This window comes from Isoptericola sp. NPDC019482, assembly GCF_040632295.1.
Lineage (GTDB): Bacteria > Actinomycetota > Actinomycetes > Actinomycetales > Cellulomonadaceae > Isoptericola.
Window position 1 is genome coordinate 25,385 of record NZ_JBEYBQ010000022.1, and the last position, 26,051, is coordinate 51,435.

A 26,051-nucleotide genomic window follows, 5' to 3' on the forward strand; every position below is an offset into this window, starting at 1 on the left:
CCTGAGCAGGTCGGACGGGGCGGGTCGGACGGATCGGAGGGGCCGGGCGTGGGCCGGTGTCAGGCGCGGTAGAGCACCTTGAACCGCTCGCACACCACGGGCATGGTCGGGTCGAACTCGCGACCGACCTGCGCGAGCGTGCGCCGCCAGTACCGCTCGTGCTCCTCCCGCCAGGACGCGAGAGTGCGGTCACCCTCGCCCTCGGCGGCGGCGTGCTCGGCGGTCACCTCGTCGAAGGGGACGGTCTCGACCTCGGTCGTCCTGATGAGGAGTCGCGGCGCGCCGGCGCCGTCGAGCACGATCGACAGGTCGCCCTTGCGGGGTAGCGGCTCGTCGGCGGCCTCGTACTCCCAGACCGCGGCGGCGGTGCCCGTCTTCACGCCGTCGAGCACCAGCCCCAGCAGCTCGTCGGCCAGCTCCGGCGAGTCGCCGAACGACCAGGCGGGCGGCGGCACCACGTTCTCGGAGCGCTCCCCCACGGCGCCGCCGTGGCTGGTGCGGCCGGCGCTAGGGCGCGCGACGTCCCAGAACTCGGTGATGCTGTCGGCCTGCTCGGAGTCCAGCCCGGGGTTCGCGTCGTCGCTCATGCTCACCATCCTGCCAGGCCATGCCCCACCCGGCAGGCGCCCTCTGCCACGATGTCCGGATGTTCACGCGTATCGCCGCCTACGCCGTCGTCGTCGACGGAGACCGGATCCTGCTCCCCCACTGGAACGAGGGCGGTGGGTCCGGCTGGACGCTGCCCGGCGGGGGCATCGACCCCGGCGAGCACCCGGAGGCCGCCGCCGTCCGCGAGCTGCGGGAGGAGACGGGGTACGACGTCGAGCTCGACGGGATCCTCGGGGTCGACAGCATCGTCATCCCCGCCGAGCGGCGGTTCGTCGTGAACGGCACTCCGCCCGCGGAACCGCTGCACGGCATCCGCATCGTCTACCGCGCGCACGTCGTGGGCGGCGACCTCACCGTCGAGGCCGACGGGTCCACGGACGACGTCGCCTGGCACCGGCTGGCCGACGTCGACGCCCTCCACCGCGTGGAGCTGGTCGACGTCGCCCGCCGCTGGGCCGGCCTCCTCGACTGACAGGCAGTACTACCTCGGCACGCCCCGCACTACCTCAGCGACGTCCGGACGCACGTGCGGCCGCCGTCCCCGGGTGGGGGACGACGGCCGCGCGCGTCGCTGCTGACGGTGTGGGTCAGCGAGCGGCGCTGCCCTCCGTGTAGTCGGAGTCAGCGGGCTTGATCCACGAGAACATCTTCCGCAGCTCGCGGCCGGTGGTCTCGATCGGGTGCGCCTCGCCCTTCTCGCGCAGCGCGGTGAACTCGGGGGCCCCGGCGTCCTGGTCGGCGATGAAGCGCTCGGCGAAGGCGCCGTTCTGGATGTCCGCGAGGACGGCCTTCATGTTCTCCTTGACGCGCGGGTCGATGACGCGCGGGCCGGAGACGTAGTCGCCGTACTCGGCCGTGTCGGAGACGGACCAGCGCTGCTTGGCGATGCCGCCCTCGACCATGAGGTCGACGATCAGCTTCAGCTCGTGCAGCACCTCGAAGTACGCGACCTCGGGCTGGTAGCCCGCCTCGGTCAGCGTCTCGAAGCCGTACTGGACCAGCTGCGAGGCACCGCCGCACAGCACGGCCTGCTCGCCGAAGAGGTCGGTCTCGGTCTCCTCGGTGAAGGTGGTCTTGATGCCGCCGGCACGCAGGCCGCCGATGCCCTTCGCGTAGGACAGGGCCAGCTCCCAGGCGGAGCCCGACGCGTCCTGCTCGACGGCGACGATCACCGGCACGCCGCGGCCGTCGACGTACTCGCGGCGCACGAGGTGACCCGGGCCCTTGGGGGCGACCATGAGCACGTCGTGGCCGGCCTCGGGCTTGATGTAGCCGAAGCGGATGTTGAAGCCGTGCCCGAAGACGAGGGCCGCACCCTCGTTGAGGTTCGGGGCGATCTCGTCGCGGTACACGTGCCGCTGCACCTGGTCCGGCGCGAGGATGACGACGACGTCCGCCTCCTTGACGGCGTCGGCGACGGTGAGCACGCGCAGGCCCTCGTCCTCGGCCTTCTTCGCGGAGCCGGAGCCCTCGCGCAGGCCGACGCGGACGTCGACGCCCGAGTCGCGCAGGTTCAGCGCGTGCGCGTGGCCCTGGCTGCCGTAGCCGATGACCGCGACCTTGCGCTGCTGGATGATGGACAGGTCGGCGTCGTCGTCGTAGAACAGCTCAGCCACGGTGATGCTCCTCGGGTCTCGGTACTGCTGTGGTGGTTCGGGGGTGACGGTACGCGCTCGGCCTCAGGCCGTGCGCACACGCTCCAGTGCTCGGTCGGTGATGGACCGCGAGCCGCGGCCCACGGCGAGCGTGCCGGACTTCACGATCTCGCGGACGCCGTACGGCTCGAGCGCGCTGAGCAGCGCGGACAGCTTGGCGGCGGTCCCGGTCGCCTCGATGACGACCGTGTCGGGGACGACGTCCACGACGTGGGCGCGGAAGAGGTCGACGACCTCGAGCACTCCCGCGCGGGTGGCCTGGTCGGCCCGCACCTTGACGAGCAGGAGCTCGCGCTGCACGGACGACTCGGGGTCGAGCTCGACGATCTTGATGACGTTGATCAGCTTGTTGAGCTGCTTCGTCACGTGCTCGAGCGGGTGCTCCTCGACGTCGACCACCACGGTGATGCGCGAGATCTCCTCGTGCTCCGTGGGCCCGACGGCCAGGGAGTGGATGTTGAACGCGCGACGCGCGAACAGCGCGGTCACGCGGGTGAGGACGCCGGGCTTGTTCTCGACCAGCACGGACAGGGTGTGACGCGACATGGGTCTCAGTCCTCTCGGTCCCACGCCGGCGAGATGCCGCGCGCGTACTGGATGTCGTCGTTCGGCACGCCGGCGGCGACCATCGGCCACACCATGGCGTCGCGCGAGACCTGGAAGTCGATCACCACGGGGCGGTCGTCGATCTCCTGCGCCCGCTTGATCGCGGCGTCGACCTCGTCCTCGCGCTCCACGCGGATGCCCTCGCACCCGTACGCGTCCGCGAGCTTCACGAAGTCCGGGATGCGCCGGGTCCCGTGCCCGGTGTGCAGGTCGGTGTTGGAGTAGCGCTCGTCGTAGAAGAGCGTCTGCCACTGCCGCACCATGCCGAGCGAGCTGTTGTTGATCAGCGCCACCTTGATGGGGATGTCGTTGATCGCGCAGGTCGCGAGCTCCTGGTTGGTCATCTGGAAGCAGCCGTCGCCGTCGATGGCCCACACCTCGCGGTCGGGCTCGCCCACCTTGGCGCCCATCGCGGCGGGGACGGCGAAGCCCATGGTGCCCAGGCCCGCGGAGTTCAGCCAGGTGCGCGGGCGCTCGTAGCGGATGAACTGCGCCGCCCACATCTGGTGCTGCCCCACGCCCGCGGCGTAGATCGCGTCGGGGCCGGCCAGCTCGCCCAGGCGGGAGATCACGTGCTGCGGGGACAGGTGGCCGTCGTCCGTGGGCGAGTAGCCCAGCGGGTACGTCTCGCGCCAGGTGTCGAGCTGGTGCCACCAGGCCGCCAGGTCGGGCTTGCCCACCTTGGCGTGCTCGGCCTCGAGGGCGGGCACCAGGTCCGCGATGACCTCGCGCAGGTCGCCCACGATCGGCACGTCCACGGGCCGGTTCTTGCCGATCTCCGCGGGGTCGATGTCCGCGTGCACGACGGCCGCGCTCGGGGCGAAGCTCGACAGGCGGCCCGTGACGCGGTCGTCGAAGCGGGCGCCGAGCGCGACCACGAGGTCGGCCTTCTGCAGCGCGGCCACGGCGGGGACGGTGCCGTGCATGCCAGGCATGCCGAGGTGCTGCGGGTGGCTGTCGGGCACGGCGCCGCGGGCGGTGAGCGTCGTGACGACGGCCGCGCCCGAGGTGTCGACCAGCCGGCGCAGCGCCTCCGACGCGCCGGAACGGATGACGCCGCCGCCCACGTACAGCACCGGGCGCCGGGCGGTGGCGAGCAGCTTCGCGGCCTCGCGGATCTGCTTGGCGTGCGGCTTCGTCACCGGGTGGTAGCCGGGCAGCGACAGCTCCTGCGGCCAGGAGAACGTCGTCGAGGCGGTCATGGCGGACTTCGCGATGTCCACCAGCACCGGGCCGGGCCGGCCGGTCGACGCGATGTGGAACGCCTCCGCGATCGTGCGCGGGATCTCCGCCGGGTCCGTGACCAGGTAGGAGTGCTTGGTGATCGGCATCGTGATGCCGACGATGTCCGCCTCCTGGAACCCGTCGGTCCCGATCAGGGACTGCGCCACCTGGCCGGTGATCGCGACCAGCGGGACGGAGTCCATGTGCGCGTCGGCGATGGGCGTCACGAGGTTGGTCGCGCCGGGGCCCGAGGTCGCCATCGTCACGCCGACCTTGCCGGTCGCGTGGGCGTAGCCCTGGGCCGCGTGCCCGCCGCCCTGCTCGTGCCGCACCAGCACGTGGCGGATCTGCTTCGAGTCCATGAGCGGGTCGTAGAGCGGAAGGATCGCTCCGCCCGGGATGCCGAAGACGTCCTCGACGCCGACCGACTCGAGCGAGCGGACGATCGACTCGGCGCCGGTGACCTCCTCACCGGACACGGTTCGGCCGGTGGCGCCGTCGGCACTGCGTGACGCGGTGCGGGCGGCCACCTGGGCGGGGGTCGGGTTCGGCTGGACCATCGGTCTCTCCTGCCGGTCGGTCTTGCGGGCGAAGGGTCTGGCGAGGGGTGTCGCTGCAATGAAAAACCCCCCGGTCCCGGGATGGCGGGACTGACGAGGGGTGAGCGCGCTGACGAAGCCTGGTGCGTGGGCCTAGTCGGCGCGCCCGGGAAGAAGTACTACGAGGATCGTCTGCACGGATCGAACGTTACGCCCGCGGTTCGTCGATGTCACGTCGTGAGCCCGGTGTCCCATCATGCGGACAGCATGACGGCCACCGGGCTCACGACCTGCGCCGAGACGGTCGCGGTCAGCTCACGTCTCGCCGCCGGAGCACGAGCACCGCGAGCAGGGTGACGACGACCACGATCCCCGCCACGGTCAGCCCGCCCTGGACGGTGGTCACGACGTGGTCCACCGGGACGCACTCGAACACGCCGTCGACGCTCGGCGCGCACCGCTCCGTCTGGAACACGAGCCCGCCCTGCAGCCAGGCCGAGAGCGCCGTCGTCGGGAGCCAGCGCTGCAGCTCGCCGAACGAATAGGCGAAGGCGAGGCAGACCCAGGCGACCACGCCGACCAGGCCGACGGCGGCCGCGGCGTGCTTGAGCAGCGTGCCGAGGGCGACGCCCAGCGCGGCGAGCACGGCCCCGGCCGCGACGAGGCGCCCGGTGAACGCGGCGACCTCCAGCCACACGGCGCCGGTGAGGTCCCCGAGCGTGCCGAACGAGGCGTACACCGCGTACGACGCGCCGACCAGGAGCGCGAACCCGACCAGCACGAGCGGGACCGTGCCGACGGCCGCGGCCACCGCCTTCGACCAGTACACGCGCTGCCGGCGCGGCTCGAACGTGAGCCACATCCCCAGCGATCCGCTGTTGATCTCGGCGGTCACGAAGCTCACCCCGACCACCAGCACGACGAGGAGCAGCAGCACCGCGAGGTCGTCGAGCGACGCCAGCCCCGACCACCCGTTCCACACCGAGCCCTGGATCTCCTGCACGGCGGCCCGGGTCGCGTCGTCCTGCGCGTTGACCTCGGGCTCCCCGAACAGCATCGCGTCCTGGGCAGCGTCCGGGACGAACGTCTGCGTCGGCGGCAGGTACCAGTCGAGGCGGGGGGCCATCTGGTCGCAGCCCCACTCCTCGGGGGCGACGCCCTCGGCCTCCGCGCCGGCCTCGCAGTCGGCGACCTGCTGCTCCCCGTCCTTCTCCCACTGCTCCTGGTCGGCGGCGTACATCTCCTGCGCGCTCGCCACCTGCTGGTCGCTCGGCGGTGGCGCCGACAAGAACGTCGCCGCTCCGCTCAGCGCGACCAGCGCCAGTGCCCCGACGCACGCCCAGCGCGTCACCTGGCGCGCCCACAGCCGGCGCAGCTCGACCCGCAGCAGCCGACTCATGCGCCCACCTCCGTCGAAGCCCCGGTCGTCGTCGCCGTCGTCGCCGGACCGCGTTCGCCGCCGCCCGGGACCTCCCCGGCCGTGAGGCCGAGGAACACCGACTCGAGGTCGGCCTGGAGCGGGGTGAGCTCGCGCACCCACACCCCACGCTCGCCGAGGGCGCGGTTCACGGCCGCGGGGTCGGCGGCGCCGTCGACGACGAGCGCGTCGTGCTCGCGCCGGACGAGCAGACCGCTCGTCTCCAGCACGCTGGTCGCGATGGTGAGGTCGCTCGGCGCGACGCGCAGCCGGACCGACCCGGTCGCGGAGCCGGCGCCGATGAGGTCGGCCACCCGCCCGGCGGCGACGAGGCGCCCGCGGGCCACGATCGACACCGTGTCGGCGATCTGCTCGACCTCGGCCAGGATGTGGCTGGACACCAGCACCGTCTTGCCCTGGTCGGCGAGGCCGCGCATCGTCTGGCGGATCTCCCGGATGCCCGCGGGGTCGAGGCCGTTCGTCGGCTCGTCGAAGATGAGCAGGTCGGGGTCCTTGAGCAGCGTCGCCGCGATCGCGAGCCGCTGCTTCATCCCGAGCGAGTACCCCTTGTACTTGTCCTTGGCCCGACCGGTGAGACCGACCTGGTCGATGACGGCGTCCACCCGGCCCGCGGGCGCGCCGATCGCGTCGGCCAGCAGCCGCAGGTTGCGGCGGGCGCTGAACGCGGGGAAGAACTTGGGGCTCTCGACGATCGCGCCGACCCGGCCCACGACCTCGGGCAGCCGCTTCGGCACCTCGTGCCCGAAGATCGTCGCGGTGCCACGATCGGGCCGGACCAGGCCCAGGAGCATCCGGATCGTCGTCGTCTTTCCCGACCCGTTGGGCCCGAGGAAGCCGTGCACCCCGCCCACGGGCACCCGCAGGTCGAGGCCCTCGACCCCGACCGATCTCCCTCGCACGCTCCGGTACGTCTTGCGGAGCCCTCGCGTCTCGATCGCGAGCTCTCCGCCACCTCCGGCACCGTCCAGCACGGCCACCGCCACCTCCTCGTGGCCGCGGCGCGGCCCGTCGGTCGCGCCCGTCGGACGACGGCGCTGCCAGGGAGGATAGAGCAGCCTTGACGTGGGCGAAAGGTCCCTTCTACCCGAGGTTGACCCGGGCGCGGCGATTCACCCGCCCGGCTCGCCCGCCCAGCGCTCGGCACGCCCCGGGATCACGGCGATGTCCACCTCGTTGCCCTCCGGGTCCGCGACCGTGCGCCAGAACGGCGCCTCCGCGTCGCGCACGACCGTGCCGCCGGCGGCGACCGCGGCCGCGACCCGGGCGTCGGCGACGTCGGCGGGGACGAACACGTCCACATGGATGCGGTTGCGCTGCTCGCGCGGCTCGGCCATCTGCTGCAGGAACACCGATGGCCCGCGCAGCAGCGGGTCGTACAGGTCCGTCGTCCCGCGCTCGACGTACCCGAGCGCGGCCGCCCAGAACCGCCGCACCGCGTCGAGGTCGAGCGCGTCGAACGTGAGCTGCACGTCGCGCAGGACGGCGGGCTCGGCGCGCAGCCCCAGGTCCCGCGCCGCCGCCTGCGCCCGCTGCGCCACCCCGAGCCGGGCGGGACCGATCCAGCCGTCCTCCGGCGGCCCGACGCGCAGGGTGACACCGGAGTACCGCAGGTCGGCGAACAGCGGCACGCCCGCGTCCTCGGCCGCGCGGGCCGCCCGCGCGACCAGCTCGACCCCCGCGTCGAAGCCGCCCGTCGCGTAGTACGCGCTGGCGCCCTGGAGCACCCGCCAGTCCGCGACGCCGCCCGCGGCCCGGAACTCCTCCGGCGTGAGCAGCCCGTCGGGCAGGTCGTCCTCGAACCCCTCCCAGGCGATGACGTCGGCCTCGTTCCCCTCGGGGTCCGCGAGCGTCCACCACTGGGGCACGAACTCCTCGGTCGTGACGCGCCCGCCCGCCGCGAGCGCCGCGTCGACGCGCGCCTGGCGCACGTCGTGCGGCACGAAGACGTCGAGGTGGAGCCGGTTGCGGTGGGACCGCGGCTCGTCCATCGCCTGGAACCAGATCCCCGGCCACCGCCCGTGCGGGTCGCGGAGGTCCTCCCCGGAGCGCGAGTGCCCGAGGACCGCGCCCCAGAACGGCATGACCCGTTCGCGGTCGGCGGCGTCGATCGTCAGCTCCACCTCCTGCACCGCCGCGGGGTCGGCGGCGAGCCCGAGGTCGGCCGCCGCGGCGGAGACCTCCCGCGCCAGGGCGACGTCGCGCACGCTCAGTCCGTCGACGTCGTGCGACCGGACCCGCACGACGACGCCGCCGGGTCGTAGGTCCACGTCGGGGTGGTGGTTCGCCGCGTCCGCCAGCACGGCCACGCGCTCGAGCAGCACGGCGCCCTCCCCCGGCGACCCGATGCGGAACAGGGCGCTCGCACCCGTGCCGAGGGCACGCCAGTCGCCGGTTCCCGCGGCCGCCTCGAACCGGGCCGCGGAGAGCTCGTCGCTCATCCCCCGCTGCCCGACCCGTGGCGGGACCCCTCGACCGGCAGCTCCAGCTCGGCCGCGGCCTCGCTGATCCGCCGCGCCAGGTCCACGTCGCGCGTGGTCAGCCCGCCGGCGTCGTGGGACGACGTGCGGACCGTCACGGCGGCGTAGCGCAGGTCCACGTCGGGGTGGTGGTTCACCGCGTCGGCGATCTCCGCGATCGCGTCCACGAACCGTGCGCCGGCCGCGAAGGACCCGGAGCGGAAGACGGCCCACGCGGAGCCGTCGTCCGCCTGCCAGTCGGCGACGCCGTCGGCCTGGGCGAACTGTCGCGGCGTGATCGAGTCGCTCATGCGCCCAGCATGGCGCGACCGGGCACCGTTCGCGCGGCGTCGGCCGGCCCGTCAGCCCGCGGGGACGGGATCGTCGTCGAACGCCGGGAGCCCGTCGATGCTCGTGCGGTTCTTGCGCCGCCGGTAGGCGGCCTGCCCCTCGGCGCCCTTGCGGTCCATGAACTGCGGCAGGAGGTCGCGCTCCCCGGAATAGTCGAGCAGCGGCACGCCGTACCCGCAGGAGTCCGACACCCGCTCGACGTCCACCACGATCACGGCGCGCGCCCCGCGCCGCTCGGTGAACCGCGGCTCCCATGCCGCGTACTCGTCGTCGTAGATCGTCACGACGCGACCCCGGCCGTGCAGCCGGACGATGTTCGGCGGGCCGTCGAAGGCGCAGAACATCAGCGTGATGCGGCCGTTCTCGCGCAGGTGCGCGATCGTCTCCGCCCCGGACGCCGTGAGGTCGAGATAGGCCACCGTGTGCTCGTCGACCACGACGAACGACCCGTCGACGCCCTTGGGCGAGACGTTGACGTGCCCGTCCTCCGCCAGCGGGGCGGTCGCGACGAAGAAGACGTGCTGCGACTCGACGAAGCTCCGCAGCCGGGCGTCGATGTTCTCGTGCACCTGTCCCATGGGCGCCATCCTGCCGCGCCTGCCGCGCCAGGTCGACGGCCGACCGGGTGGCGGGCGCTCAGCCCAGCACGGCACCCTTGGACGCGGACTGCACCAGCTTCGTGTACTTGGCGAGCACGCCGCGGGTGTACCCGTGCGACAGCGGCGCCCAGCCGTCGCGGCGGGACGCGAGCTCGGCGTCGTCGACCAGCAGCTCGAGCGTCTTGCTCGCGACGTCGAGCCGGATGCGGTCGCCGTCGCGCACGAACGCGATGGGCCCGGCGTCGACGGCCTCGGGCGCGATGTGCCCGACGCACAGCCCGGTCGTCCCGCCGGAGAACCGCCCGTCGGTGATGAGCAGCACGTCCTTGCCCAGGCCGGCGCCCTTGATCGCGCCGGTGATGGCGAGCATCTCGCGCATCCCCGGCCCGCCCTTGGGGCCCTCGTAGCGGATGACGACGACGTCCCCCGCGGTGATCGTGCCGTCCTCCAGCGCGTCCAGGGCGCCGCGCTCGCGCTCGAAGACGCGGGCGGTGCCCTCGAAGACGTCGGAGTCGAAGCCGGCCGACTTCACGACCGCGCCCTCGGGGGCCAGCGACCCGTGCAGGATCGTGATGCCGCCCGTGGGGTGGATGGGCCGGTCGAGGGCCCGCAGGATCTTGCCGTCCGGGTCGGGCGGGGCGATGTCCGCGAGGTTCTCCGCGACCGTGCGACCGGTGACGGTGAGGCAGTCGCCGTGCAGCAGCCCGGCGTCGAGCAGCGCCTTCATCACGACGGGCACGCCGCCGATGCGGTCGACGTCGTTCATCACGTACCGGCCGAAGGGCTTGAGGTCGCCCAGGTGCGGCACGCGGTCGGCGACGCGGGAGAAGTCGTCGAGGGTGAGCTCCACCTCCGCCTCGTGCGCGATGGCGAGCAGGTGCAGCACGGCGTTGGTCGAGCCGCCGAACGCCATCACCACCGCGATCGCGTTCTCGAAGGCCTCCTTGGTGAGGATCTGGCGCGCGGTGATGCCGCGCCGCAGCAGCTCGACGACGGCCTCGCCCGACGCCTGCGCGAAGGCGTCGCGGCGGCGGTCGGCGGACGGCGGCGCCGCCGAGCCCGGCAGCGACATGCCCAGCGCCTCGGCGGCCGACGCCATCGTGTTCGCCGTGTACATGCCGCCGCACGCGCCCTCGCCCGGGCAGATCGCGCGCTCGATGCGGCCGACGTCCTCCTCGCTCATCAGCCCCCGCGCGCAGGCCCCGACCGCCTCGAACGCGTCGATGATCGTCACGTCCTTCTCGGTGCCGTCGGACAGCTTCACCCAGCCGGGCATGATCGACCCGGCGTAGAGGAACACGCTCGCGAGGTCGAGCCTCGCGGCCGCCATGAGCATCCCCGGGAGCGACTTGTCGCACCCGGCGAGCAGCACGGAGCCGTCGAGCCGCTCCGCCTGCATGACCGTCTCCACGGAGTCGGCGATGACGTCACGGGAGACGAGCGAGAAGTGCATCCCCTCGTGCCCCATGGAGATGCCGTCGGAGACGGAGATCGTGCCGAACTCGAGCGGGTACCCGCCGCCCGCGTGCACGCCGTGCTTCACCGCCTGCGACAGCCGGTCCAGCGACAGGTTGCACGGCGTGATCTCGTTCCACGAGCTCGCGACGCCGATCTGCGGCTTGGCGAAGTCGTCGTCGCCGAGGCCGACGGCGCGCAGCATGCCGCGCGCGGCGGTGGCCTCCAGGCCGTCGGTGACCTGGCGGGAACGGGGCTTGAGATCCGGGGTGGCTGGGGCGTCGGCGCTCATGCCCCGAGCGTAGGGACGACGGCGCGCACGTGCGCGGCGGCCGCGCCGGCGAACGCGGCCCGCAGGGCGGCGAACCGCGCCACCCCCGCCGTCCCGGGCCAGTCCGGGGGCAGGACGGCCGCGGGCAGGCCCGGGTCGACGTACGGCAGCGGGCGCCAGTCGTCGACGGCGCGCACCCAGCGGGCGAACGCCTCGGCCGGTGAGCGGGCCGCTGTCTCCTCGCCCGAGCCCGCGTCCGGGTCCGGGTGCGCCACGAGGAACGCGTGGTGCCGGGCGGCGAGGCCGTCGAGGTCCCACCATCGGGCGACGGCGTCCGCGAGCGGTCCCGCGACGCGCGGCGGGCCCGCGACGAAGACCGTCGCGGCGTCGCGCAGGCCGAGCCCTTCGAGGATGCCCTCGACCTCGTCGACGAGGTGGCCCGGGCTGATCCACAGGCCGGTCGCGACCGTGCCGCACCCGATCCCGGCCAGGTGCCGCCGCAGCTGGTGACGGGCGTCGCGCCGCGACTCGGGGATGGAGAACGACACGAGGCACCACGGGTCGTCGTCCCCCTGCGGCCGGTAGCCGAAGATCCGCCGGTCGCCGCGCGCCAGCATCTCCGCCGCGCCCGGAGCGAGGCGGTACCCCGCCCGGCCGCCGACCTCCGCCGCGTCGAGCAGCCCCTTGCCCTTGGCCCGCGACACGGCCGAGCGCACCGCCCCGGGAGCGACGCCCGCCGCGCCGAGCAGGGCGACCAGGTCCGCGGCGGCCAGGTGCCCGCCCAGGTCGCGGGCGTACAGGCCCACGACCGTCCGCAGCAGCGACGTCGCGCTCCCGGGCCGGGCGTCGAGGTCATCGAGGATCACGCCGTGACCTCGTCCAGCGCCGCCCGCACCGCCTCGACGCCCACGCGCACCTCGTCGAACGAGGTCGACAGCGGCGAGAGCCCGAGCCGCAGGCCGTTCGGCCGGCGGAAGTCGGGGATGACGCCGCGCTCCCACAGCAGCGGCAGGGTGTCGGCGAACGCGTCGTGGTCGACGGTGACGTGCGACCCCCGCCGGTCGTCGTCCCGCGGCGACGCGACGCGCACGCCGAGCGGCACGAGCAGGTCGTCCACCAGCTCGAGCGCGAACCGCGTGAGCGCCACCGACTTCGCGCGCACGGCATCGAGCCCGGCCTCGGCGACCAGGTCGAGCATGTCCTGCATCGCGAGCATCCCGACGATCGCCGGCGTGCCGGACAGGAAGCGCCGCACCCCGGCGTGCGGCGCGTACGCGGGGCCCATCTCGAACGGCTGGTCGCTGCCCATCCAGCCCTGGATCGGCTGGACGAGCTCGCCCTGGAGGTCGGCGCGCACGTACCCGAACGCCGGCGACCCCGGGCCCCCGTTGAGGTACTTGTACGTGCAGCCGGCGGCGAGGTCCGCGCCCCAGGCGTCCAGCGCGACGGGGACGGCTCCCGCCGAGTGGCACAGGTCCCACAGCACCAGGGCGCCGGCGTCGTGCGCGCGCCGCGTGATCTCGGCGGCGTCGCTCACGTACCCGGAGCGGTACGCCACGTGGCTCAGCACCACGAGCGCCGTCCGCTCGGACAGGACGGCGGACACCTGCTCGGGCGTGACCCCGCCCTCGTGGTCCGGCGCGATCCAGCGCAGCGTGGCGCCGTGCTCGCGCGCGACGCCCTCCAGCACGAAACGGTCGGTCGGGAAGTTGCCCGAGTCGAGGACGATCTCGTCGCGCCCGGCCACCCGCGGCGACGACAGCGCGGCGCGGACCAGCTTGTAGAGGATGACCGTCGTCGAGTCGCCGACGAACGTCTGGCCCGGCGCCGCGCCCAGCGCGACGTCGCCGACCCGGTCGCCGAGGCGCAGCGGCAGGTCGAACCACTCCTCGTCCCAGCCTCGGATCAGCCGGGCGCCCCAGGCCTCCGGCACGAAGCGGGCGAGCCGCTCGGCCGACGCCTTCGTGGGGCGGCCCAGCGAGTTGCCGTCGAGGTAGGCGGTCACCTCGTCCGAGTCGACGAACGCCGACCGGAACCGGGCCAGCGGGTCGGCGGCGTCCAGCGCGGCGGCGCGGTCGCGGTGGGTGGCGTCGGTGGTCATGCGGCTCCTTCGGGGTTCGTGAGCTCGGCGAGGTCGAGGACGGTCGCGCGGGCGAGCCAGGCGGCGTGGACGGGGCCGGGGTCGGTCGGCGCGGGCGCCGGGCCCGGCACGAACGACACGAGGCCCGCGGGCGGCTCGTCGCCGACGAGCGCCACGAGCAGCGACCGCCGTCCGAGGCCGGCCGCCGCGAGCGCCGCCAGCTCCCGGGCGTTCAGGCCCACCGGCAGCGGGCCGTTGCCGAGGTCGGTGCCGTACCGGACGCGCCCGCCCGCCGCGACGAAGCGGCGCACGTTGTCGAGCGCCACCTCGTGCTCGGGCGTCGGGTCGCCCCAGCCGTGGATGTCGAGCGTGCTGAGCCACGTGATCCCACCGGCGGCCATGGCCACGAGCAGGTCGTCGCCGAGCGGCTCGCTGAACGGCGCGTGCGCCAGGCGGTCGACGCCCGCCTCGAACGCCCGCGCCGCCTGGCCCGCCCCCTCGGCGTGCGCGACGACGGTGCGGCCCCGTTCGTGGGCGTGCCCCAGGACGGCGGTGAGCGTGGCGTCGTCCGGCGTCGGCCCGGCGTCGGCGTGCAGGGCGACCTTGACGAAGGACGCCCCGGCCGCGAGCTGCCGGTCCACGGCGGCGACGGCCGACGCCGGGTCGGCGACCTCCTCGACCGCGCCCGGGGGCGCCCACGCCCGGTCGCCCGGGTACCCGCCGGGCGCGGTGAGGAACGCGCCCGCGTACGCGACGCGCGGGAGGGCCGGGTCGGCGGCCGGCCCCGTCGCCATGGCCGCGATCTCGTGCGGCGTCCAGCCCAGGTCGTGCACCGCCGCGACGCCGCGGGCCCGCAGCGGCGCGGGGTCCACGAGGCCGAGGTGCACGTGCGCGTCCGTGAACGGCGGGAGCACGGTGCCCGACTCCTGCAGGCGCCGGCGCACCTCCGGCGGGACGTCGGCGGGCAGCCGGACCGCGGCGACGCCCGGGGGCACGCGCAGGGGGCCGGTCACGCCCGGCCCGTCGTCGTGCCCGGGCCGGCCGTGGCGCCGAGCTCGGTGCGCACGGCGAAGAGCTCGGGGAAGAACGTGAGGTCCAGGGCGCGCTGCAGGAAGCCGACGCCGCTGGAGCCGCCGGTGCCGCGCTTGGTGCCGATGATGCGCAGCACGGTCTTCATGTGGCGGAACCGCCAGAGCTGGAAGTTGTCCTCCAGGTCGACGAGCTCCTCGCACGTCTCGTACGCCGACCAGTCCGACTCGGGGTCGGCGTAGATGCGGCGGAACACCTCGACGAGGTCCTCGTCGAGCGTGTGGGCGGTCGTGACGTCCCGGTCGAGCACCCGCCGCGGCACGTCGTGGCCGTGCCGGGCCAGGTAGCGCAGGAACTCGTCGTACACGCTGGGCTCGGCGAGCAGGCGGGCGAGCTCCGCGCGCGCCTCGGGCTCGGCGTCGAACACCGCGAGCATCCGCGCGTTCTTGTTGCCGAGCAGGAACTCCACGGCGCGGTACTGCCAGGACTGGAAGCCCGACGCGTTGCCGAGGAACCCCCGGAACTGGGCGTACTCGCTGGGCGTGAGCGTCGCGAGCACCGACCACTGCTCGGTGAGCGTGCGCTGCACGTGCTTGACGCGCGCGATGCGCTTGAGGGCCGCGCCGAGCTCGTCCGCGGCGAGCAGGTCGCGCGCGGAGACGAGCTCGTGCAGCACCAGCTTGAGCCACAGCTCGGTGGTCTGGTGCTGCACGATGAACAGCATCTCGTCGTGGTGCGCCGGGACGCTGATCGGCTCCTGCGCCGCGAGCAGCGTGTCCAGGTGCAGGTAAGAGCCGTACGTCATCCGCTCCCGCAGATCGGTGACGATCTCCGGCTCGAGCTCGCGCTCGTTCGTCTCGGCGCGCGCGACGGCGGGCCCGGGCTGATCGACCATGCCCGGAGCCTATGTCACGAACGTGACGGGCGTCAGCGGCGCGCGATGAGCGACACGTCGCGCACGGCGCCGCGGTCGGCCGACGTCGCCATCGCCGCGTAGGCCTGCAGCGCCGGGGACACGTAGCGGTCGCGGTTCAGCGGCTGCCACGGGTTCTCCCGCGCCTCCATCTTGGCGCGGCGCTCGGCGAGCACCTCGTCCGGCACGTTGACCCGGATGAGGCGGGTGTCGACGTCGATCTCGATCTCGTCGCCGTCCTCGATCAGGCCGATCGTGCCGCCGGCCGCGGCCTCGGGCGAGACGTGCCCCACCGAGATGCCGCTCGACCCGCCGGAGAACCGGCCGTCGGTGATGAGCGCGCAGACCTTGCCCAGGCCACGCCCCTTGATGAACGACGTCGGGTAGAGCATCTCCTGCATGCCGGGGCCGCCGGACGGCCCCTCGTAGCGCACGACCACGACGTGGCCCGGCTGGACCTGCTTGGTGAGGATCTTCTCGACCGCCTCGTCCTGCGACTCGCAGACGAGGGCCTTCCCGACGAAGTGGAAGACGTCGGGGTCGACTCCCGCCGTCTTGAACACCGCGCCGTCCTCGGCGAGGTTGCCGCGCAGCACGGCCAGTCCGCCCTCCACGGTGTACGCGTGCTCGAGGTCGCGGATGCAGCCGTTCGCGGCGTCGGTGTCCAGGCTCTCCCAGACGTTCGACGTCGAGAACGCCTGCGTGGTGCGCACGCCGCCGGGGGCGGCGTGGAAGAGCTCCTGCGCCCGCTCGGTGGCCTTGCCGCCCCGCACGTCCCAGTCGTCCAGCCACCCGCGCAGCGTGGGCGTGTGCACGGAGGTCACGTCGTGGTCGAGGAGCCCGGCGCGGTCGAGCTCGCCCAGCAGCGCGGGGATGCCGCCGGCGCGGTGCACGTCCTCCATGTGGTAGTCCGGGTGGTTCGGCGCGACCTTGCTCAGGCACGGCACACGGCGGCTGATCGTCTCGATGTCCGTGAGGTCGAAGTCGACCTCACCCTCCTGGGCCGCGGCCAGGATGTGCAGCACCGTGTTGGTGGAGCCGCCCATCGCGACGTCGAGCGCCATCGCGTTCGAGAACGCGGCCTTCGTGGCGATCGAGCGCGGCGCGGCCGAGTCGTCCTCGTCCTCGTAGTAGCGCTTCGCGAGGTCGACGATGGTGCGGCCGGCCTCGAGGAAGAGCTCCTTGCGGGCGGCGTGCGTGGCCAGCGTGGAGCCGTTGCCCGGGAGAGACAGCCCGAGCGCCTCCGTGAGGCAGTTCATCGAGTTCGCCGTGAACATGCCGGAGCACGAGCCGCAGGTGGGGCAGGCGTTCTCCTCGACCTGGGCAAGCGCCTCGTCGGACACGTTGTCGTCGGCCGAGTAGTTGATCGCGTTGATGAGGTTGAGCGGGGTCTTCGCGACGCCGTCCGCGACGATCGCCTTGCCGGCCTCCATCGGCCCGCCGGACACGAAGATCACCGGGATGTTGAGGCGCAGCGCCGCGTTGAGCATGCCCGGCGTGATCTTGTCGCAGTTGGAGATGCACACGAGGGCGTCCGCGCAGTGCGCGTTGACCATGTACTCGACCGAGTCCGCGATGAGGTCGCGGCTCGGCAGCGAGTAGAGCATCCCGGCGTGGCCCATCGCGATGCCGTCGTCGACCGCGATGGTGTTGAACTCCTTGGAGACGCCGCCCGCCTCGCGGATCGCCGAGGCGACGAGGTCGCCCATGTCCTTGAGGTGGACATGGCCGGGCACGAACTGCGTGTACGAGTTCGCGATCGCGACGATCGGCTTGCCGAAGTCCTCCGAGCCCATACCGGTCGCGCGCCAGAGCGCGCGGGCACCGGACATGTTGCGGCCGTGGGTGGACGTCCGAGAGCGCAGGGGACGGCTCATGTCAGCTCCTTCGACGAGATCTGCCGCGCCGTCACGGACGACGCGCACGAGCACGCTACGCCCGCCGTCCCGCATCCCGGGCATCCGTCCGCCCAGTGGTCGGTTTGTCGGGTGAAACGTTCCGAAGGTCACGGATCGGTTGCGGTGCCCCAGGCGACGTGTGCAAGTTGTCCCCGGTTCAACCGTTATCCGATCAAACCGGACGAACCGTCCCCACGCAGCGCACCACGATCAGGGAGCTCACTCATGACCGCGACCGCCGCAGGCAGCACGACCCGCACGACCGTCACCGACCACGCCGGCCACGACGACGCCGAGGCCGTCGTCACCCGTCCCGGCGCGCGCCGCGCCCTCGCGCTGTGTCGCATCCTCCTCGCCGTGGTCTTCCTCTGGCCGGTGGCCGACAAGACCTTCGGGCTCGGCTACGCCACGCCGGACGAGCGCGCCTGGATCGCCGGGAGCTCGCCGACCGCGGGCTACCTGGGCTCGATCGAGAGCCCGCTCGCAGGTGGGTTCGCCGCGCTGAGCGGCCCTGCCGTCGACTGGCTGTTCATGCTCGGCATGCTCGGCACGGGCCTCGCCCTCCTGCTCGGCATCGGGCTGCGCGTCGCCGCCGTCGCCGGCGGGCTGCTCATGCTCACGCTGTGGCTGTCGACGTGGCCCTTCGCCGCCGGCTCGCAGAACCCGCTGGTCGACCAGCACCTCGTGTTCACGGCGCTCCTGGCCGCCCTCGCGCTGACCCGCGCCGGCGACACCTGGGGCCTCGGCCGCGCCTGGGCGGCCTCGCCGGTGCCCGGCAGCGCCACCTGGCTGCGCTGACGCGACGCCGTCAGAGCCACCCCCGGCGCCGGCGCGGTCAGGACGCGCCGGCGCTGTGGGTGTGCTCCAGCTCGTCGGCGTGACGGATGTGTCGCGTCACCCACGGCGCGAGCAGCAGCAGGATCCCCGCGAACACCAGCGCCACGAGGCCGATCCCGCCGAAGTAGGCGGTGTCGGAGACGCCCTCGGTCGCCTCGATGGTCTGCGCGGTGATCGCCTGGCCGGCGGCCGACGACAGGAACCACAGCGCCATCGCCTGGCCGCGGAACGCCCGCGGCGCCAGCAGCGTCGTCGCCGCGATCCCCACCGGCGACAGGCACAGCTCGCCGAGCGTCTGGATCACGTAGACCCCGATGAGCACCCACGGCGGGGCGAGCTCGTCCGCGAACACCTCCGACATCCCCGCGAGGAACAGGAACGACAGCGCCGCGAGCGTCAGCCCCATGACGAACTTGTACGCCGTGGGCGGCCGGTCCCCCGTCTTCGTCCAGATCCACGCGAACACGGGCGCCAGGATGATGATCGACGCCGGGTTGACCGACTGGAAGAACGCCGGCGAGAGGTCGATACCGAACAGCTGCAGCTGGGTCCGGTCGGCGGCGAAGGCCGCGAGCGTCGTCGCCGCCTGCTCGAAGATCATCCAGAACAGCATCGCGGCGACGAAGAGCGGCACGTACGCGACCACGCGCGGCCGCTCCGCCGCCGTCACGCGCTTCGACCGGTACATCACGACGAGCAGCACGACCGGCGTCACGAGGGCCAGGTACGACACCGCGTCGATGAACGTCTCGACGGCCCAGCCCCCGGCGACGAGGGCGGCCAGCGCGGCCGCGACGAGGATCGCCCCGACCACGTAGAGGCCGAGCCGCACGACGGCGGGCCGGTCCTCGGGGGTGATCGGGTTCGGCACGTCCGTCCCGGCGGCGCCGAGGTACCGGTAGCCGCCGACGAAGAAGACGAGGGCGAACGCCATCCCGATCGCGGCCACCGCGAAGCCCGCGTGGTAGCCCCACGCCTCCTCGACGACGCCGACGATCAGCGGGGAGAAGAACGACCCGAGGTTGATCCCCATGTAGAAGATCGAGAACGCCGGGTCGCGGCGCTCGTCGTCGCGCGAGTACAGCTCGCCCACCATGGACGACACGTTCGGCTTGAGCAGGCCGGTGCCGAACGCGACCAGCCCGATCCCCAGCATCGAGAAGCCGTAGGTCGGCAGCGTGAGCGACACGTGCCCGGCCGCGATGACGATCCCGCCGTAGAGCACGGAGCGCCGAGCCCCGATCACCCGGTCGGCGAGCCAGCCCCCGACGACCGAGAGCAGGTAGACGGACGTGCCGTAGATCGACACGAACGCCGCCCCGGTGGTGGGGTCCATCCCGAGGCCACCGTTGGCCACCGTGTCGGTCAGGTAGTACAGCAGGATGGCGCGCATCCCGTAGTAGCTGAACCGCTCCCACAGCTCCGTGCCGGCCAGCGTCATGAGGCCGCGTGGGTGCCCGAAGAACGCGCGGTCGCCCTCGTGCTCCGGGTGCGACGGCGCCGCTGCCTGCTCGGTCATGAAAAAACTCTCGCACCGGCAGAAGCCGACGGCGACCCGGGGAACACCGGGCCCACGTACGGTGACGGGATGGCGGCGAGCGTGATGTGGTTCCGGCGAGACCTGAGGCTGCACGACAACCCGGCGCTGCTCGCCGCGATCGAGGAGGCGCGCGACGCGGGCGGGGAGGTCGTCGGCCTCTACGTGCTCGACGACGCGCTGTGGCGGCGGGCCGGTGCGGCGCGCCTCGCCTACCTGGCGGACTCCCTGGCGATGCTGGACGACGCGTGCGACGGCCGGCTCGTGGTGCGGCGCGGCGACCCGCGCGAGGTCGTCCCGCAGGTCGCGCGGTCGGTGGGCGCGCGCGGCGTGCACGTCGCCGCCGGGCACGAGCCGTACGGCCGCCGGCGCGACGCCGCGGTCGAGGAGGGCCTGGCCGACGCAGGCGTCGTCCTGACCAGGACGGGCTCGGCGTACGCCGTCTCCCCCGGACGGCTGCGCACCGGGCAGGGCTCGCCCTATCAGGTCTTCACCCCGTTCCGCGGCGCCTGGCTCGCACACGGCTGGCGGGCCCCCGCGCCGCGGCCGCGCGAGGTCCCGTGGGCCCGGCTGCCGTCGGACGGCGTCCCCGCGGCACCGCCGTGCGACGCACGCCTGCCGAGGGCGGGCGAAGAGGCGGCCCGGCGCCGCTGGCACGAGTTCGTCCGCGACGGCCTGGCCGGATACACCGAGGGCCGCGACCGCCCCGACCTGGCCGGGACCTCGGAGATGTCGGCGCACCTGCGCTGGGGCGAGATCCATCCGCGGACGATGCTGGCCGACCTGGCGGCCGCGGAGGCCGCCGGCGTCCCGGCCGAGGCGGTTGCCACGTACCGCTCGGAGCTGGCGTGGCGGGAGTTCCACGCCGACGTCCTGCACCACCGGCCGGACGCCCGGCGCCGGTCGCTGCGCGCCGTGGTTCCCGACGACGCCTGGGCGACCGGGGCAGCGGAGCGCGACGCGTTCGACGCCTGGGCCGCCGGCCGCACCGGGTTCCCGCTCGTCGACGCCGGCATGCGCCAGCTGCTCGCCACCGGGTGGATGCACAACAGGGTGCGGATGGTGGTGGCGTCGTTCCTCGTCAAGGACCTGCACGTGCGCTGGCAACGGGGCGCCGCGCACTTCATGGCGCACCTGGTCGACGGCGACGTCGCGCAGAACCAGCTCAACTGGCAGTGGGTGGCCGGCACCGGGCACGACGCGGCCCCCTACTTCCGGGTGTTCAACCCGGTGACGCAGGGCAAGAAGTTCGACCCGGACGGCGACTACGTGCGCCGCTGGGTGCCCGAGCTGCGCGGGGTCGAGGGCAAGCGCGTGCAGGAGCCGTGGCGCCTCGACCCGCCGCCGGAGGGCTACCCCGCGCCGATCGTCGACCACGCGCACGAGCGGCGCGTCGCGCTCGACGACTTCGAGCGCGCGCGCCGCTGAGCGGGACCGGGCAGGTCAGCGGCGGTCGAGCTTCACCTGGCGGTTGACGTCCTTGTACAGGAGGTAGCGGAACGGCTTGGGGCCGCCGGCGTAGCACGCCTGCGGGCAGAAGGCGCGCAGCCACATGAAGTCGCCCTCCTGCACCTCGACCCAGTCGCCGTTGAGGCGGTAGACGGCCTTGCCCTCGAGCACGTACAGGCCGTGCTCCATGATGTGCGTCTCCGCGAACGGGATGGAGCCACCGGGCTGGAACGTCACGATGTTGACGTGCATGTCGTGCGCCAGGTCGTCGGGGTCGACGAAGCGGGTGGTGGCCCAGGCGCCGTCGGTGTCCGGCATGGGGCGCGGCTCGATGTCCTGCTCGCGGGTGACGAACGTCTTCGCCTGGTAGCCGTCGATGCGCTCGTAGACCTTGCGGACCCACTGGAACGCAGCCTTGGCGTCCGAGCGGTTGTGCAGCGACCACGCGTCGCCGGCCGCGAGGTACGCGTAGCCGCCGGGCTCGAGCACGTGCTCCTCGCCGCCCACCGTGAGCGTCAGCGTGCCCTCGGTGACGAAGACGACCGACTGCACGGTGTCCTCGACCTCGCCGCGGTCGGCGCCGCCGCCCGGGGAGACCTCGACGACGTACTGCGCGAACGTGGTCGCGAAGCCCTCGACGGGGCGCGCGAGCACCCACAGGCGCGTCTTGTCCCAGCCGGGCAGGTTGGAGGTGACGATGTCGCGCAGCACACCGCGCGGGATGACGGTGTACGCCTCGGTGACGATGGCCCGGTCGGTGAGCAGCTCTTCCTGCCCGGGCAGCCCGCCCTGCGGGGTGTAGTAGCGGGTGGTCTGCGGGCCTGGCTGGGTCATCGTCGCGCTCCTCGCTCGGCGGACCGGCCACCACGCCGGTTTCCGCGGATCGGAATTGAGATTCTGCTTTGCGAGATTAACGGTCGCTGGATCGGTGGTCAAGCCGCCCACCCGCCGTGCCCCGGTGCGACGACGCCGGCGCCCCGCGGATGCGGGACACCGGCGTGGCGCTGGATCGGGCGGCGCCGGATCGTGCGGTGCGGGTCAGTCCGTGCCGGCCCCGGCGCGGAACTCGTCCTCGAGGATGCTCATGACGACGGCGTCCGCCCAGCCCTGGCCGTCGCGGAACGCGTCGCGCAGGCGCCCCTCCTCGCGGAAGCCGAGCGAGTCGTACAGCGCTCGCGCCCGCGGGTTGACACTGATCACCGCGAGGCTCACGCGGTGCAGGCCCGGGCCGGAGCCGCCGTCGAACGCGAACCGCAGCACCTCCCCGATGGCCTCCCGCCCGTACCCGCGGCCCCGGTAGTCCGGCATCATCCGCAGGCGCAGGTTCGCCGACCGCAGCTCGAGGTCCACCCGGTCGAGGGAGATCTCGCCGAGCAGCTCGTCGCTGACGAGCTCCCCGTCCCGCACGGCGGCGGACGTGATCGCCCAGTCGTACCGGCGGGGCAGGTCCGCCGCGCTCGCGGCCCAGGCGTCCACCTCGGCCCGGGACGACGCGGCGTTCGTGCCCATGCCCGTCAGCCGGCCGCCGTCCGGGTCGCGCAACGACGCCCAGAGGCGGTCGGCGTCCCGCGCCTCGATCGGGCGCAGGCGCACGAGCTCCCCGTGCAGGACGGGCGACCGCATCAGCCGATCCTCTCCAGCACCAGCTCCCGGACGCGCTTGGCGTCCGCCTGACCCCGGGTCGCCTTCATGACCGAGCCGATGATGGCGCCGACCGGACCCTGGTTGCCGCCACGGACCTTCTCGACGATGTCGGGCTGCGCGGCGAGCGCCGCGTCGATGGCCTCGAGCAGCGGGCCGTCGTCGGACACGACCTCCAGGCCGCGCGCCACGACGACCGCCTCCGGGTCGCCCTCGCCGGCGAGCACGCCGTCGAGCACCTGGCGCGCGATCTTGTCGTTGATGCGGCCGGAGTCGACGAGCCGCTGCAGCTCGCCGATCTGCGCGGGCGTGATGGCGAGGTCCGCGAGCTCGACCTCGTCCTGCTTGGCCCGGCGGGCCAGCTCGCCCATCCACCACTTGCGCGCGGCGGCGGGCGTGGCGCCGGCCGCGACGGTCGCCTCGATGAGGTCGAGGGCGCCCGCGTTGACGACGTCGCGCATCTCGGCGTCCGCGAAGCCCCACTCGTCGTGCAGGCGGCGGCGCCGGGCCTGCGGCAGCTCGGGCAGGGTCGCGCGGATCTCCTCGACCCACTCGCGCGACGGCGCGACGGGCACGAGGTCGGGCTCCGGGAAGTACCGGTAGTCCTCGGCGTCCGACTTCACCCGGCCGGGCGACGTGGAGCCGTCCTCCTCGTGGAAGTGGCGCGTCTCCTGGATCACGGTCTCGCCGGCGTCGAGGATCGCGGCCTGGCGCGAGACCTCGTAGCGCACCGCCCGCTCCACGGAGCGGAACGAGTTGACGTTCTTCGTCTCCGTGCGCGTGCCGAGCGGGGACTCGGGCGTGGCGCGCAGCGACAGGTTGACGTCGGCGCGGACGTTGCCGCGCTCCATGCGCGCCTCGGACACGTCGAGGACGCGGAAGATGTCGCGCAGCGCCTGCACGTAGGCGCGGGCCACCTCGGGCGCCCGCTCCCCCGCGCCGGTGATCGGCTTGGTGACGATCTCCACCAGCGGGACGCCGGCGCGGTTGTAGTCGACCAGGGAGTACTCGGCGCCGTGGATGCGGCCGGCGGAGCCGCCGACGTGCGTGTTCTTGCCGGCGTCCTCCTCCATGTGCGCGCGCTCGATCTCGACGCGGTGCACCGTGCCGTCCTCGAGCTCGACGTCGAGCCAGCCCTCGAAGGCGATCGGCTCGTCGTACTGCGACGTCTGGAAGTTCTTCGGCACGTCCGGGTAGAAGTAGTTCTTCCGGGCGAACCGGCAGCTCTCCGCGATCTGGCAGTTGAGCGCCAGGCCGATGCGGATCGCGTACTCGACGGCGGTGCCGTTGACGACGGGCAGCGCGCCCGGCAGCCCGAGCGACACCGGCGTGGTCTGCGTGTTCGGCTCCGCGCCGAACGACTGCTCCGCCGGGCAGAACATCTTGGTGCGGGTGCCGAGCTCGACGTGCACCTCGATGCCGATCACCGGGTCGTAGCGGCGCACGGCGTCGTCGTAGGCGACGAGAGCGGGGGTCCCGTGGGTAGTCGTGGTCACAGTGATGTTCTCCTGTTCTCAGCCCAGCTCGGGCGCGCGCGAGAGCAGCGGGGCGCCCCAGGTGGACTCGAGGGCCGACTCGAGCGCGGCGCCGACGCGGTAGAGGCGGTCGTCCGCCTTGGCCGGCGCGAGGATCTGGAAACCGGTGGGCAGGTCGGCGCCGCCGTCCGACGACGCGGCCACGCCGTTCGGCACCGAGATGCCCGGCACACCGGCGAGGTTGGCCGGGATGGTCGCGACGTCGTTGAGGTACATCGCCAGCGGGTCGTCCAGCTTCTCCCCCAGCTTGAACGCCGTGGTGGGCGCCGTGGGCGAGACGAGCACGTCCGCCTGCGCGAACGCGGCGTCGAAGTCGCGCTGGATGAGCGTGCGGACCTTCTGCGCGCTGCCGTAGTAGGCGTCGTAGTACCCGGCCGACAGGGCGTAGGTGCCGAGGACGACGCGGCGCTTGACCTCGTCGCCGAAGCCGGCGCCGCGCGTCGCGGCCATGACGCGCTCGGCCGTCACCGGGCCGTCGGTGGGCTCGACGCGCAGGCCGAACCGCATGCCGTCGAACTTCGCGAGGTTGCTCGACGCCTCCGCCGGCATGATCAGGTAGTACGCGGCGAGCGCGTAGTCGAAGCTCGGGCAGGAGACCTCGACGACCTCGGCCCCGGCCTTGGTCAGCAGCTCGAGCGACTCGTGGAACCGCGCGAGGACGCCGGGCTGGTAGCCCTCGCCCTGCAGCTGCGTCACGACGCCGACCTTGAGGCCGGACAGGTCACCCAGCGCGCCCTGGCGCGCGGCCTCGACCAGCGGCGGCAGCGGTTCGGCGATGGACGTCGAGTCGCGCGGGTCGTGGCCGCCGATGAGCTCGTGCAGCAGCGCCGAGTCGAGCACGGTGCGCGTGACCGGGCCGGCCTGGTCCAGCGACGACGCCATCGCGATGAGCCCGTAGCGCGAGACGCCGCCGTAGGTGGGCTTCACGCCGACCGTGCCGGTGACGGCGCCCGGCTGGCGGATCGAGCCGCCGGTGTCGGTGCCGATCGCGAGGGGCGCCTCGAAGGCGGCGACGGCGGCCGCCGAGCCGCCGCCCGAGCCGCCGGGGATGCGGTCGAGGTCCCACGGGTTGTGGGTGTTGCCGAACGCGGAGTGCTCGGTGGAGGAGCCCATCGCGAACTCGTCCATGTTCGTCTTGCCGAGGATCGGCAGGCCGGCGGCGCGGATCTTCTCGACGAGCGTCGCGTCGTAGGGCGGGATCCAGCCCTCGAGGATCTTCGAGCCGGCCGTGGACGGCAGGCCCTTCGTCACGACGACGTCCTTGACGGCGATCGGCACGCCGGCCAGCGGGTGCAGCTCCTCGCCGGCGGCGCGGCGGGCGTCGACGTCGGCGGCCGTGGCCAGCGCGTCGTCCTCGCTCACGTGCAGGAAGGCGTGCACGTCGCCGTCGACGGCGGCGATGCGGTCCAGGTGGGCGCGCGTGGCCTCGACGCTGGAGGCCTCCTTGCGCGCGAGGGTCTCGGCGAGCTCCGCCGCGCTGAGGCGGGTCAGGTCCGTCATCTCACTCCTCCCCGAGGATCTGCGGGACGGCGAAGCGCCCGTCCTGCGCGTCGGGCGCGGCGGCCAGCACGTCGGCCACGGGCAGCGCCGGCTGGGGCACGTCCTCGCGGAACACGTTCGTCAGGGGCAGCGGGTGGCTGGTCGCCGGCACGTCGGGGGTCGCGACCTCGCGCACGCGGGCGATGGAGTCGACGATGACGTCGAGCTCGCCGGCGAGCCGGTCGACCTCGTCGTCGCGCAGGTCGATCCGGGCCAGGGCGGCGACGCGCGCGACCTCGTCTCGGGAGATGGTGGACATGGCCGCCAGTCTAGTGGGCGGCACGTGTCGGGGAGGTTGTGCGCACATGACAGGACGGCCGGCACCACGCCCTCGCGGACCTGGTGCCGGCCGTCCTGCTCCGGCGATGCTCGGCGCCCCCGTCGCAGCCG

The 26,051-nt window shown here is 73.5% G+C and carries 24 protein-coding genes; 3 read left to right on the forward strand and 21 right to left on the reverse strand.

The window, feature by feature from the left end; all coding sequences use genetic code 11:
* Nucleotides 1-59 precede the first annotated feature (59 nt).
* A complete protein-coding gene (locus ABZ493_RS14565; protein WP_430582858.1) occupies nt 60-587 on the reverse strand; it encodes an ASCH domain-containing protein in 528 nt (175 codons plus the stop codon).
* Nucleotides 588-646: 59 nt separating this feature from the next.
* Between ABZ493_RS14565 and ABZ493_RS14570 the strand changes: the two genes are divergently transcribed.
* Nucleotides 647-1,081 (forward strand): NUDIX domain-containing protein, encoded by a 435-nt coding sequence (locus ABZ493_RS14570; RefSeq protein ID WP_430582859.1) that lies wholly within the window; start codon nt 647-649, stop codon nt 1,079-1,081.
* 115 nt (nt 1,082-1,196) lie between these two features.
* Here the strand turns inward: ABZ493_RS14570 and ilvC are convergent, their stop codons facing one another.
* The 14 genes from ilvC to ilvD (ABZ493_RS14640) all read right to left on the reverse strand — a co-directional run bounded on the left by ilvC (nt 1,197) and on the right by ilvD (ABZ493_RS14640) (nt 17,102).
* Complete coding sequence (gene ilvC / locus ABZ493_RS14575) at nt 1,197-2,225, reverse strand: ketol-acid reductoisomerase (RefSeq protein WP_429763836.1); 1,029 nt, start codon at nt 2,223-2,225, stop codon at nt 1,197-1,199.
* 63 nt (nt 2,226-2,288) lie between these two features.
* Entirely contained in the window at nt 2,289-2,810 is a 522-nt protein-coding gene (ilvN, locus tag ABZ493_RS14580; protein WP_429731522.1) for an acetolactate synthase small subunit, read from the reverse strand.
* A gap of 5 nt (nt 2,811-2,815) precedes the next feature.
* A complete protein-coding gene (locus ABZ493_RS14585) occupies nt 2,816-4,654 on the reverse strand; it encodes an acetolactate synthase large subunit (RefSeq protein WP_430582860.1) in 1,839 nt (612 codons plus the stop codon).
* A 289-nt stretch (nt 4,655-4,943) separates the two neighbouring features.
* Complete coding sequence (locus ABZ493_RS14590; protein WP_430582861.1) at nt 4,944-6,032, reverse strand: ABC transporter permease subunit; 1,089 nt, start codon at nt 6,030-6,032, stop codon at nt 4,944-4,946.
* Entirely contained in the window at nt 6,029-7,048 is a 1,020-nt protein-coding gene (locus ABZ493_RS14595; RefSeq protein ID WP_430582862.1) for an ABC transporter ATP-binding protein, read from the reverse strand. The genes ABZ493_RS14590 and ABZ493_RS14595 overlap by 4 nt, the downstream gene beginning before the upstream one ends.
* A gap of 132 nt (nt 7,049-7,180) precedes the next feature.
* Nucleotides 7,181-8,509: a VOC family protein gene (locus ABZ493_RS14600; RefSeq protein WP_430582863.1), complete on the reverse strand. Its 1,329-nt coding sequence runs from the start codon at nt 8,507-8,509 to the stop codon at nt 7,181-7,183.
* Nucleotides 8,506-8,838, reverse strand: a complete 333-nt coding sequence (locus ABZ493_RS14605) for a 4a-hydroxytetrahydrobiopterin dehydratase (protein WP_430582864.1) — start codon at nt 8,836-8,838, stop codon at nt 8,506-8,508. Before ABZ493_RS14605 ends, ABZ493_RS14600 begins: the two co-directional genes overlap by 4 nt.
* A gap of 51 nt (nt 8,839-8,889) precedes the next feature.
* The gene (locus ABZ493_RS14610) at nt 8,890-9,456 is read right to left on the reverse strand and encodes a pyridoxamine 5'-phosphate oxidase family protein (protein ID WP_430582865.1); all 567 of its coding nucleotides are present in this window, start codon (nt 9,454-9,456) and stop codon (nt 8,890-8,892) included.
* A gap of 58 nt (nt 9,457-9,514) precedes the next feature.
* Entirely contained in the window at nt 9,515-11,224 is a 1,710-nt protein-coding gene (gene ilvD, locus ABZ493_RS14615; protein WP_430582866.1) for a dihydroxy-acid dehydratase, read from the reverse strand.
* A complete protein-coding gene (locus ABZ493_RS14620; protein ID WP_430582867.1) occupies nt 11,221-12,069 on the reverse strand; it encodes a PaaX family transcriptional regulator C-terminal domain-containing protein in 849 nt (282 codons plus the stop codon). Before ABZ493_RS14620 ends, ilvD (ABZ493_RS14615) begins: the two co-directional genes overlap by 4 nt.
* The gene (locus ABZ493_RS14625) at nt 12,066-13,304 is read right to left on the reverse strand and encodes an aminotransferase class V-fold PLP-dependent enzyme (RefSeq protein ID WP_430582868.1); all 1,239 of its coding nucleotides are present in this window, start codon (nt 13,302-13,304) and stop codon (nt 12,066-12,068) included. The genes ABZ493_RS14620 and ABZ493_RS14625 overlap by 4 nt, the downstream gene beginning before the upstream one ends.
* The gene (locus ABZ493_RS14630) at nt 13,301-14,296 is read right to left on the reverse strand and encodes a hypothetical protein (protein ID WP_430582869.1); all 996 of its coding nucleotides are present in this window, start codon (nt 14,294-14,296) and stop codon (nt 13,301-13,303) included. The genes ABZ493_RS14625 and ABZ493_RS14630 overlap by 4 nt, the downstream gene beginning before the upstream one ends.
* A complete protein-coding gene (locus tag ABZ493_RS14635) occupies nt 14,293-15,207 on the reverse strand; it encodes a tryptophan 2,3-dioxygenase family protein (protein WP_430582870.1) in 915 nt (304 codons plus the stop codon). Before ABZ493_RS14635 ends, ABZ493_RS14630 begins: the two co-directional genes overlap by 4 nt.
* A gap of 32 nt (nt 15,208-15,239) precedes the next feature.
* Nucleotides 15,240-17,102 carry a dihydroxy-acid dehydratase gene (ilvD, locus tag ABZ493_RS14640; RefSeq protein WP_430582871.1) on the reverse strand — a complete coding sequence of 621 codons (1,863 nt, stop codon included), beginning with the start codon at nt 17,100-17,102 and terminating at the stop codon, nt 15,240-15,242.
* A gap of 246 nt (nt 17,103-17,348) precedes the next feature.
* On the opposite strand from ilvD (ABZ493_RS14640), the gene ABZ493_RS14645 reads away from it, so the two are divergent.
* Nucleotides 17,349-17,921 (forward strand): DoxX family protein, encoded by a 573-nt coding sequence (locus ABZ493_RS14645; RefSeq protein ID WP_430582872.1) that lies wholly within the window; start codon nt 17,349-17,351, stop codon nt 17,919-17,921.
* 37 nt (nt 17,922-17,958) lie between these two features.
* Here ABZ493_RS14645 and ABZ493_RS14650 read toward each other — a convergent pair whose 3' ends face one another.
* Entirely contained in the window at nt 17,959-19,479 is a 1,521-nt protein-coding gene (locus tag ABZ493_RS14650; RefSeq protein ID WP_430582873.1) for a peptide MFS transporter, read from the reverse strand.
* A gap of 69 nt (nt 19,480-19,548) precedes the next feature.
* Between ABZ493_RS14650 and ABZ493_RS14655 the strand changes: the two genes are divergently transcribed.
* The gene (locus ABZ493_RS14655; protein WP_430582874.1) at nt 19,549-20,925 is read left to right on the forward strand and encodes a deoxyribodipyrimidine photo-lyase; all 1,377 of its coding nucleotides are present in this window, start codon (nt 19,549-19,551) and stop codon (nt 20,923-20,925) included.
* Nucleotides 20,926-20,940: 15 nt separating this feature from the next.
* Here the strand turns inward: ABZ493_RS14655 and ABZ493_RS14660 are convergent, their stop codons facing one another.
* The 5 genes from ABZ493_RS14660 to gatC all read right to left on the reverse strand — a co-directional run bounded on the left by ABZ493_RS14660 (nt 20,941) and on the right by gatC (nt 25,920).
* Nucleotides 20,941-21,780, reverse strand: a complete 840-nt coding sequence (locus tag ABZ493_RS14660; protein ID WP_430582875.1) for a bifunctional allantoicase/(S)-ureidoglycine aminohydrolase — start codon at nt 21,778-21,780, stop codon at nt 20,941-20,943.
* Nucleotides 21,781-21,984: 204 nt separating this feature from the next.
* The gene (locus ABZ493_RS14665) at nt 21,985-22,569 is read right to left on the reverse strand and encodes a GNAT family protein (protein ID WP_430582876.1); all 585 of its coding nucleotides are present in this window, start codon (nt 22,567-22,569) and stop codon (nt 21,985-21,987) included.
* On the reverse strand, nt 22,569-24,083 hold the full coding sequence (gatB, locus tag ABZ493_RS14670) for an Asp-tRNA(Asn)/Glu-tRNA(Gln) amidotransferase subunit GatB (RefSeq protein ID WP_430582877.1): 1,515 nt from the start codon (nt 24,081-24,083) through the stop codon (nt 22,569-22,571). Before gatB ends, ABZ493_RS14665 begins: the two co-directional genes overlap by 1 nt.
* Nucleotides 24,084-24,101: 18 nt before the next feature.
* Nucleotides 24,102-25,622 (reverse strand): Asp-tRNA(Asn)/Glu-tRNA(Gln) amidotransferase subunit GatA, encoded by a 1,521-nt coding sequence (gene gatA / locus ABZ493_RS14675; protein WP_430582878.1) that lies wholly within the window; start codon nt 25,620-25,622, stop codon nt 24,102-24,104.
* A gap of 1 nt (nt 25,623) precedes the next feature.
* Complete coding sequence (gatC, locus tag ABZ493_RS14680; RefSeq protein ID WP_429731461.1) at nt 25,624-25,920, reverse strand: Asp-tRNA(Asn)/Glu-tRNA(Gln) amidotransferase subunit GatC; 297 nt, start codon at nt 25,918-25,920, stop codon at nt 25,624-25,626.
* Nucleotides 25,921-26,051: the final 131 nt, after the last annotated feature.

What these genes read in the sequence shown, in the direction of transcription:
- ABZ493_RS14565 (WP_430582858.1), bottom strand. Translation starts at nt 587, where the DNA reads ATGAGCGACGACGCGAACCCCGGGCTGGACTCCGAGCAGGCCGACAGC.
- ABZ493_RS14570 (WP_430582859.1), top strand. Translation starts at nt 647, where the DNA reads ATGTTCACGCGTATCGCCGCCTACGCCGTCGTCGTCGACGGAGACCGG.
- ilvN (WP_429731522.1), bottom strand. Translation starts at nt 2,810, where the DNA reads ATGTCGCGTCACACCCTGTCCGTGCTGGTCGAGAACAAGCCCGGCGTC.
- ABZ493_RS14585 (WP_430582860.1), bottom strand. Translation starts at nt 4,654, where the DNA reads ATGGTCCAGCCGAACCCGACCCCCGCCCAGGTGGCCGCCCGCACCGCG.
- ABZ493_RS14590 (WP_430582861.1), bottom strand. Translation starts at nt 6,032, where the DNA reads ATGAGTCGGCTGCTGCGGGTCGAGCTGCGCCGGCTGTGGGCGCGCCAG.
- ABZ493_RS14600 (WP_430582863.1), bottom strand. Translation starts at nt 8,509, where the DNA reads ATGAGCGACGAGCTCTCCGCGGCCCGGTTCGAGGCGGCCGCGGGAACC.
- ABZ493_RS14605 (WP_430582864.1), bottom strand. Translation starts at nt 8,838, where the DNA reads ATGAGCGACTCGATCACGCCGCGACAGTTCGCCCAGGCCGACGGCGTC.
- ABZ493_RS14610 (WP_430582865.1), bottom strand. Translation starts at nt 9,456, where the DNA reads ATGGGACAGGTGCACGAGAACATCGACGCCCGGCTGCGGAGCTTCGTC.
- ilvD (WP_430582866.1), bottom strand. Translation starts at nt 11,224, where the DNA reads ATGAGCGCCGACGCCCCAGCCACCCCGGATCTCAAGCCCCGTTCCCGC.
- ABZ493_RS14625 (WP_430582868.1), bottom strand. Translation starts at nt 13,304, where the DNA reads ATGACCACCGACGCCACCCACCGCGACCGCGCCGCCGCGCTGGACGCC.
- ABZ493_RS14635 (WP_430582870.1), bottom strand. Translation starts at nt 15,207, where the DNA reads ATGGTCGATCAGCCCGGGCCCGCCGTCGCGCGCGCCGAGACGAACGAG.
- ilvD (WP_430582871.1), bottom strand. Translation starts at nt 17,102, where the DNA reads ATGAGCCGTCCCCTGCGCTCTCGGACGTCCACCCACGGCCGCAACATG.
- ABZ493_RS14645 (WP_430582872.1), top strand. Translation starts at nt 17,349, where the DNA reads ATGACCGCGACCGCCGCAGGCAGCACGACCCGCACGACCGTCACCGAC.
- ABZ493_RS14650 (WP_430582873.1), bottom strand. Translation starts at nt 19,479, where the DNA reads ATGACCGAGCAGGCAGCGGCGCCGTCGCACCCGGAGCACGAGGGCGAC.
- ABZ493_RS14655 (WP_430582874.1), top strand. Translation starts at nt 19,549, where the DNA reads ATGGCGGCGAGCGTGATGTGGTTCCGGCGAGACCTGAGGCTGCACGAC.
- ABZ493_RS14660 (WP_430582875.1), bottom strand. Translation starts at nt 21,780, where the DNA reads ATGACCCAGCCAGGCCCGCAGACCACCCGCTACTACACCCCGCAGGGC.
- ABZ493_RS14665 (WP_430582876.1), bottom strand. Translation starts at nt 22,569, where the DNA reads ATGCGGTCGCCCGTCCTGCACGGGGAGCTCGTGCGCCTGCGCCCGATC.
- gatA (WP_430582878.1), bottom strand. Translation starts at nt 25,622, where the DNA reads ATGACGGACCTGACCCGCCTCAGCGCGGCGGAGCTCGCCGAGACCCTC.
- gatC (WP_429731461.1), bottom strand. Translation starts at nt 25,920, where the DNA reads ATGTCCACCATCTCCCGAGACGAGGTCGCGCGCGTCGCCGCCCTGGCC.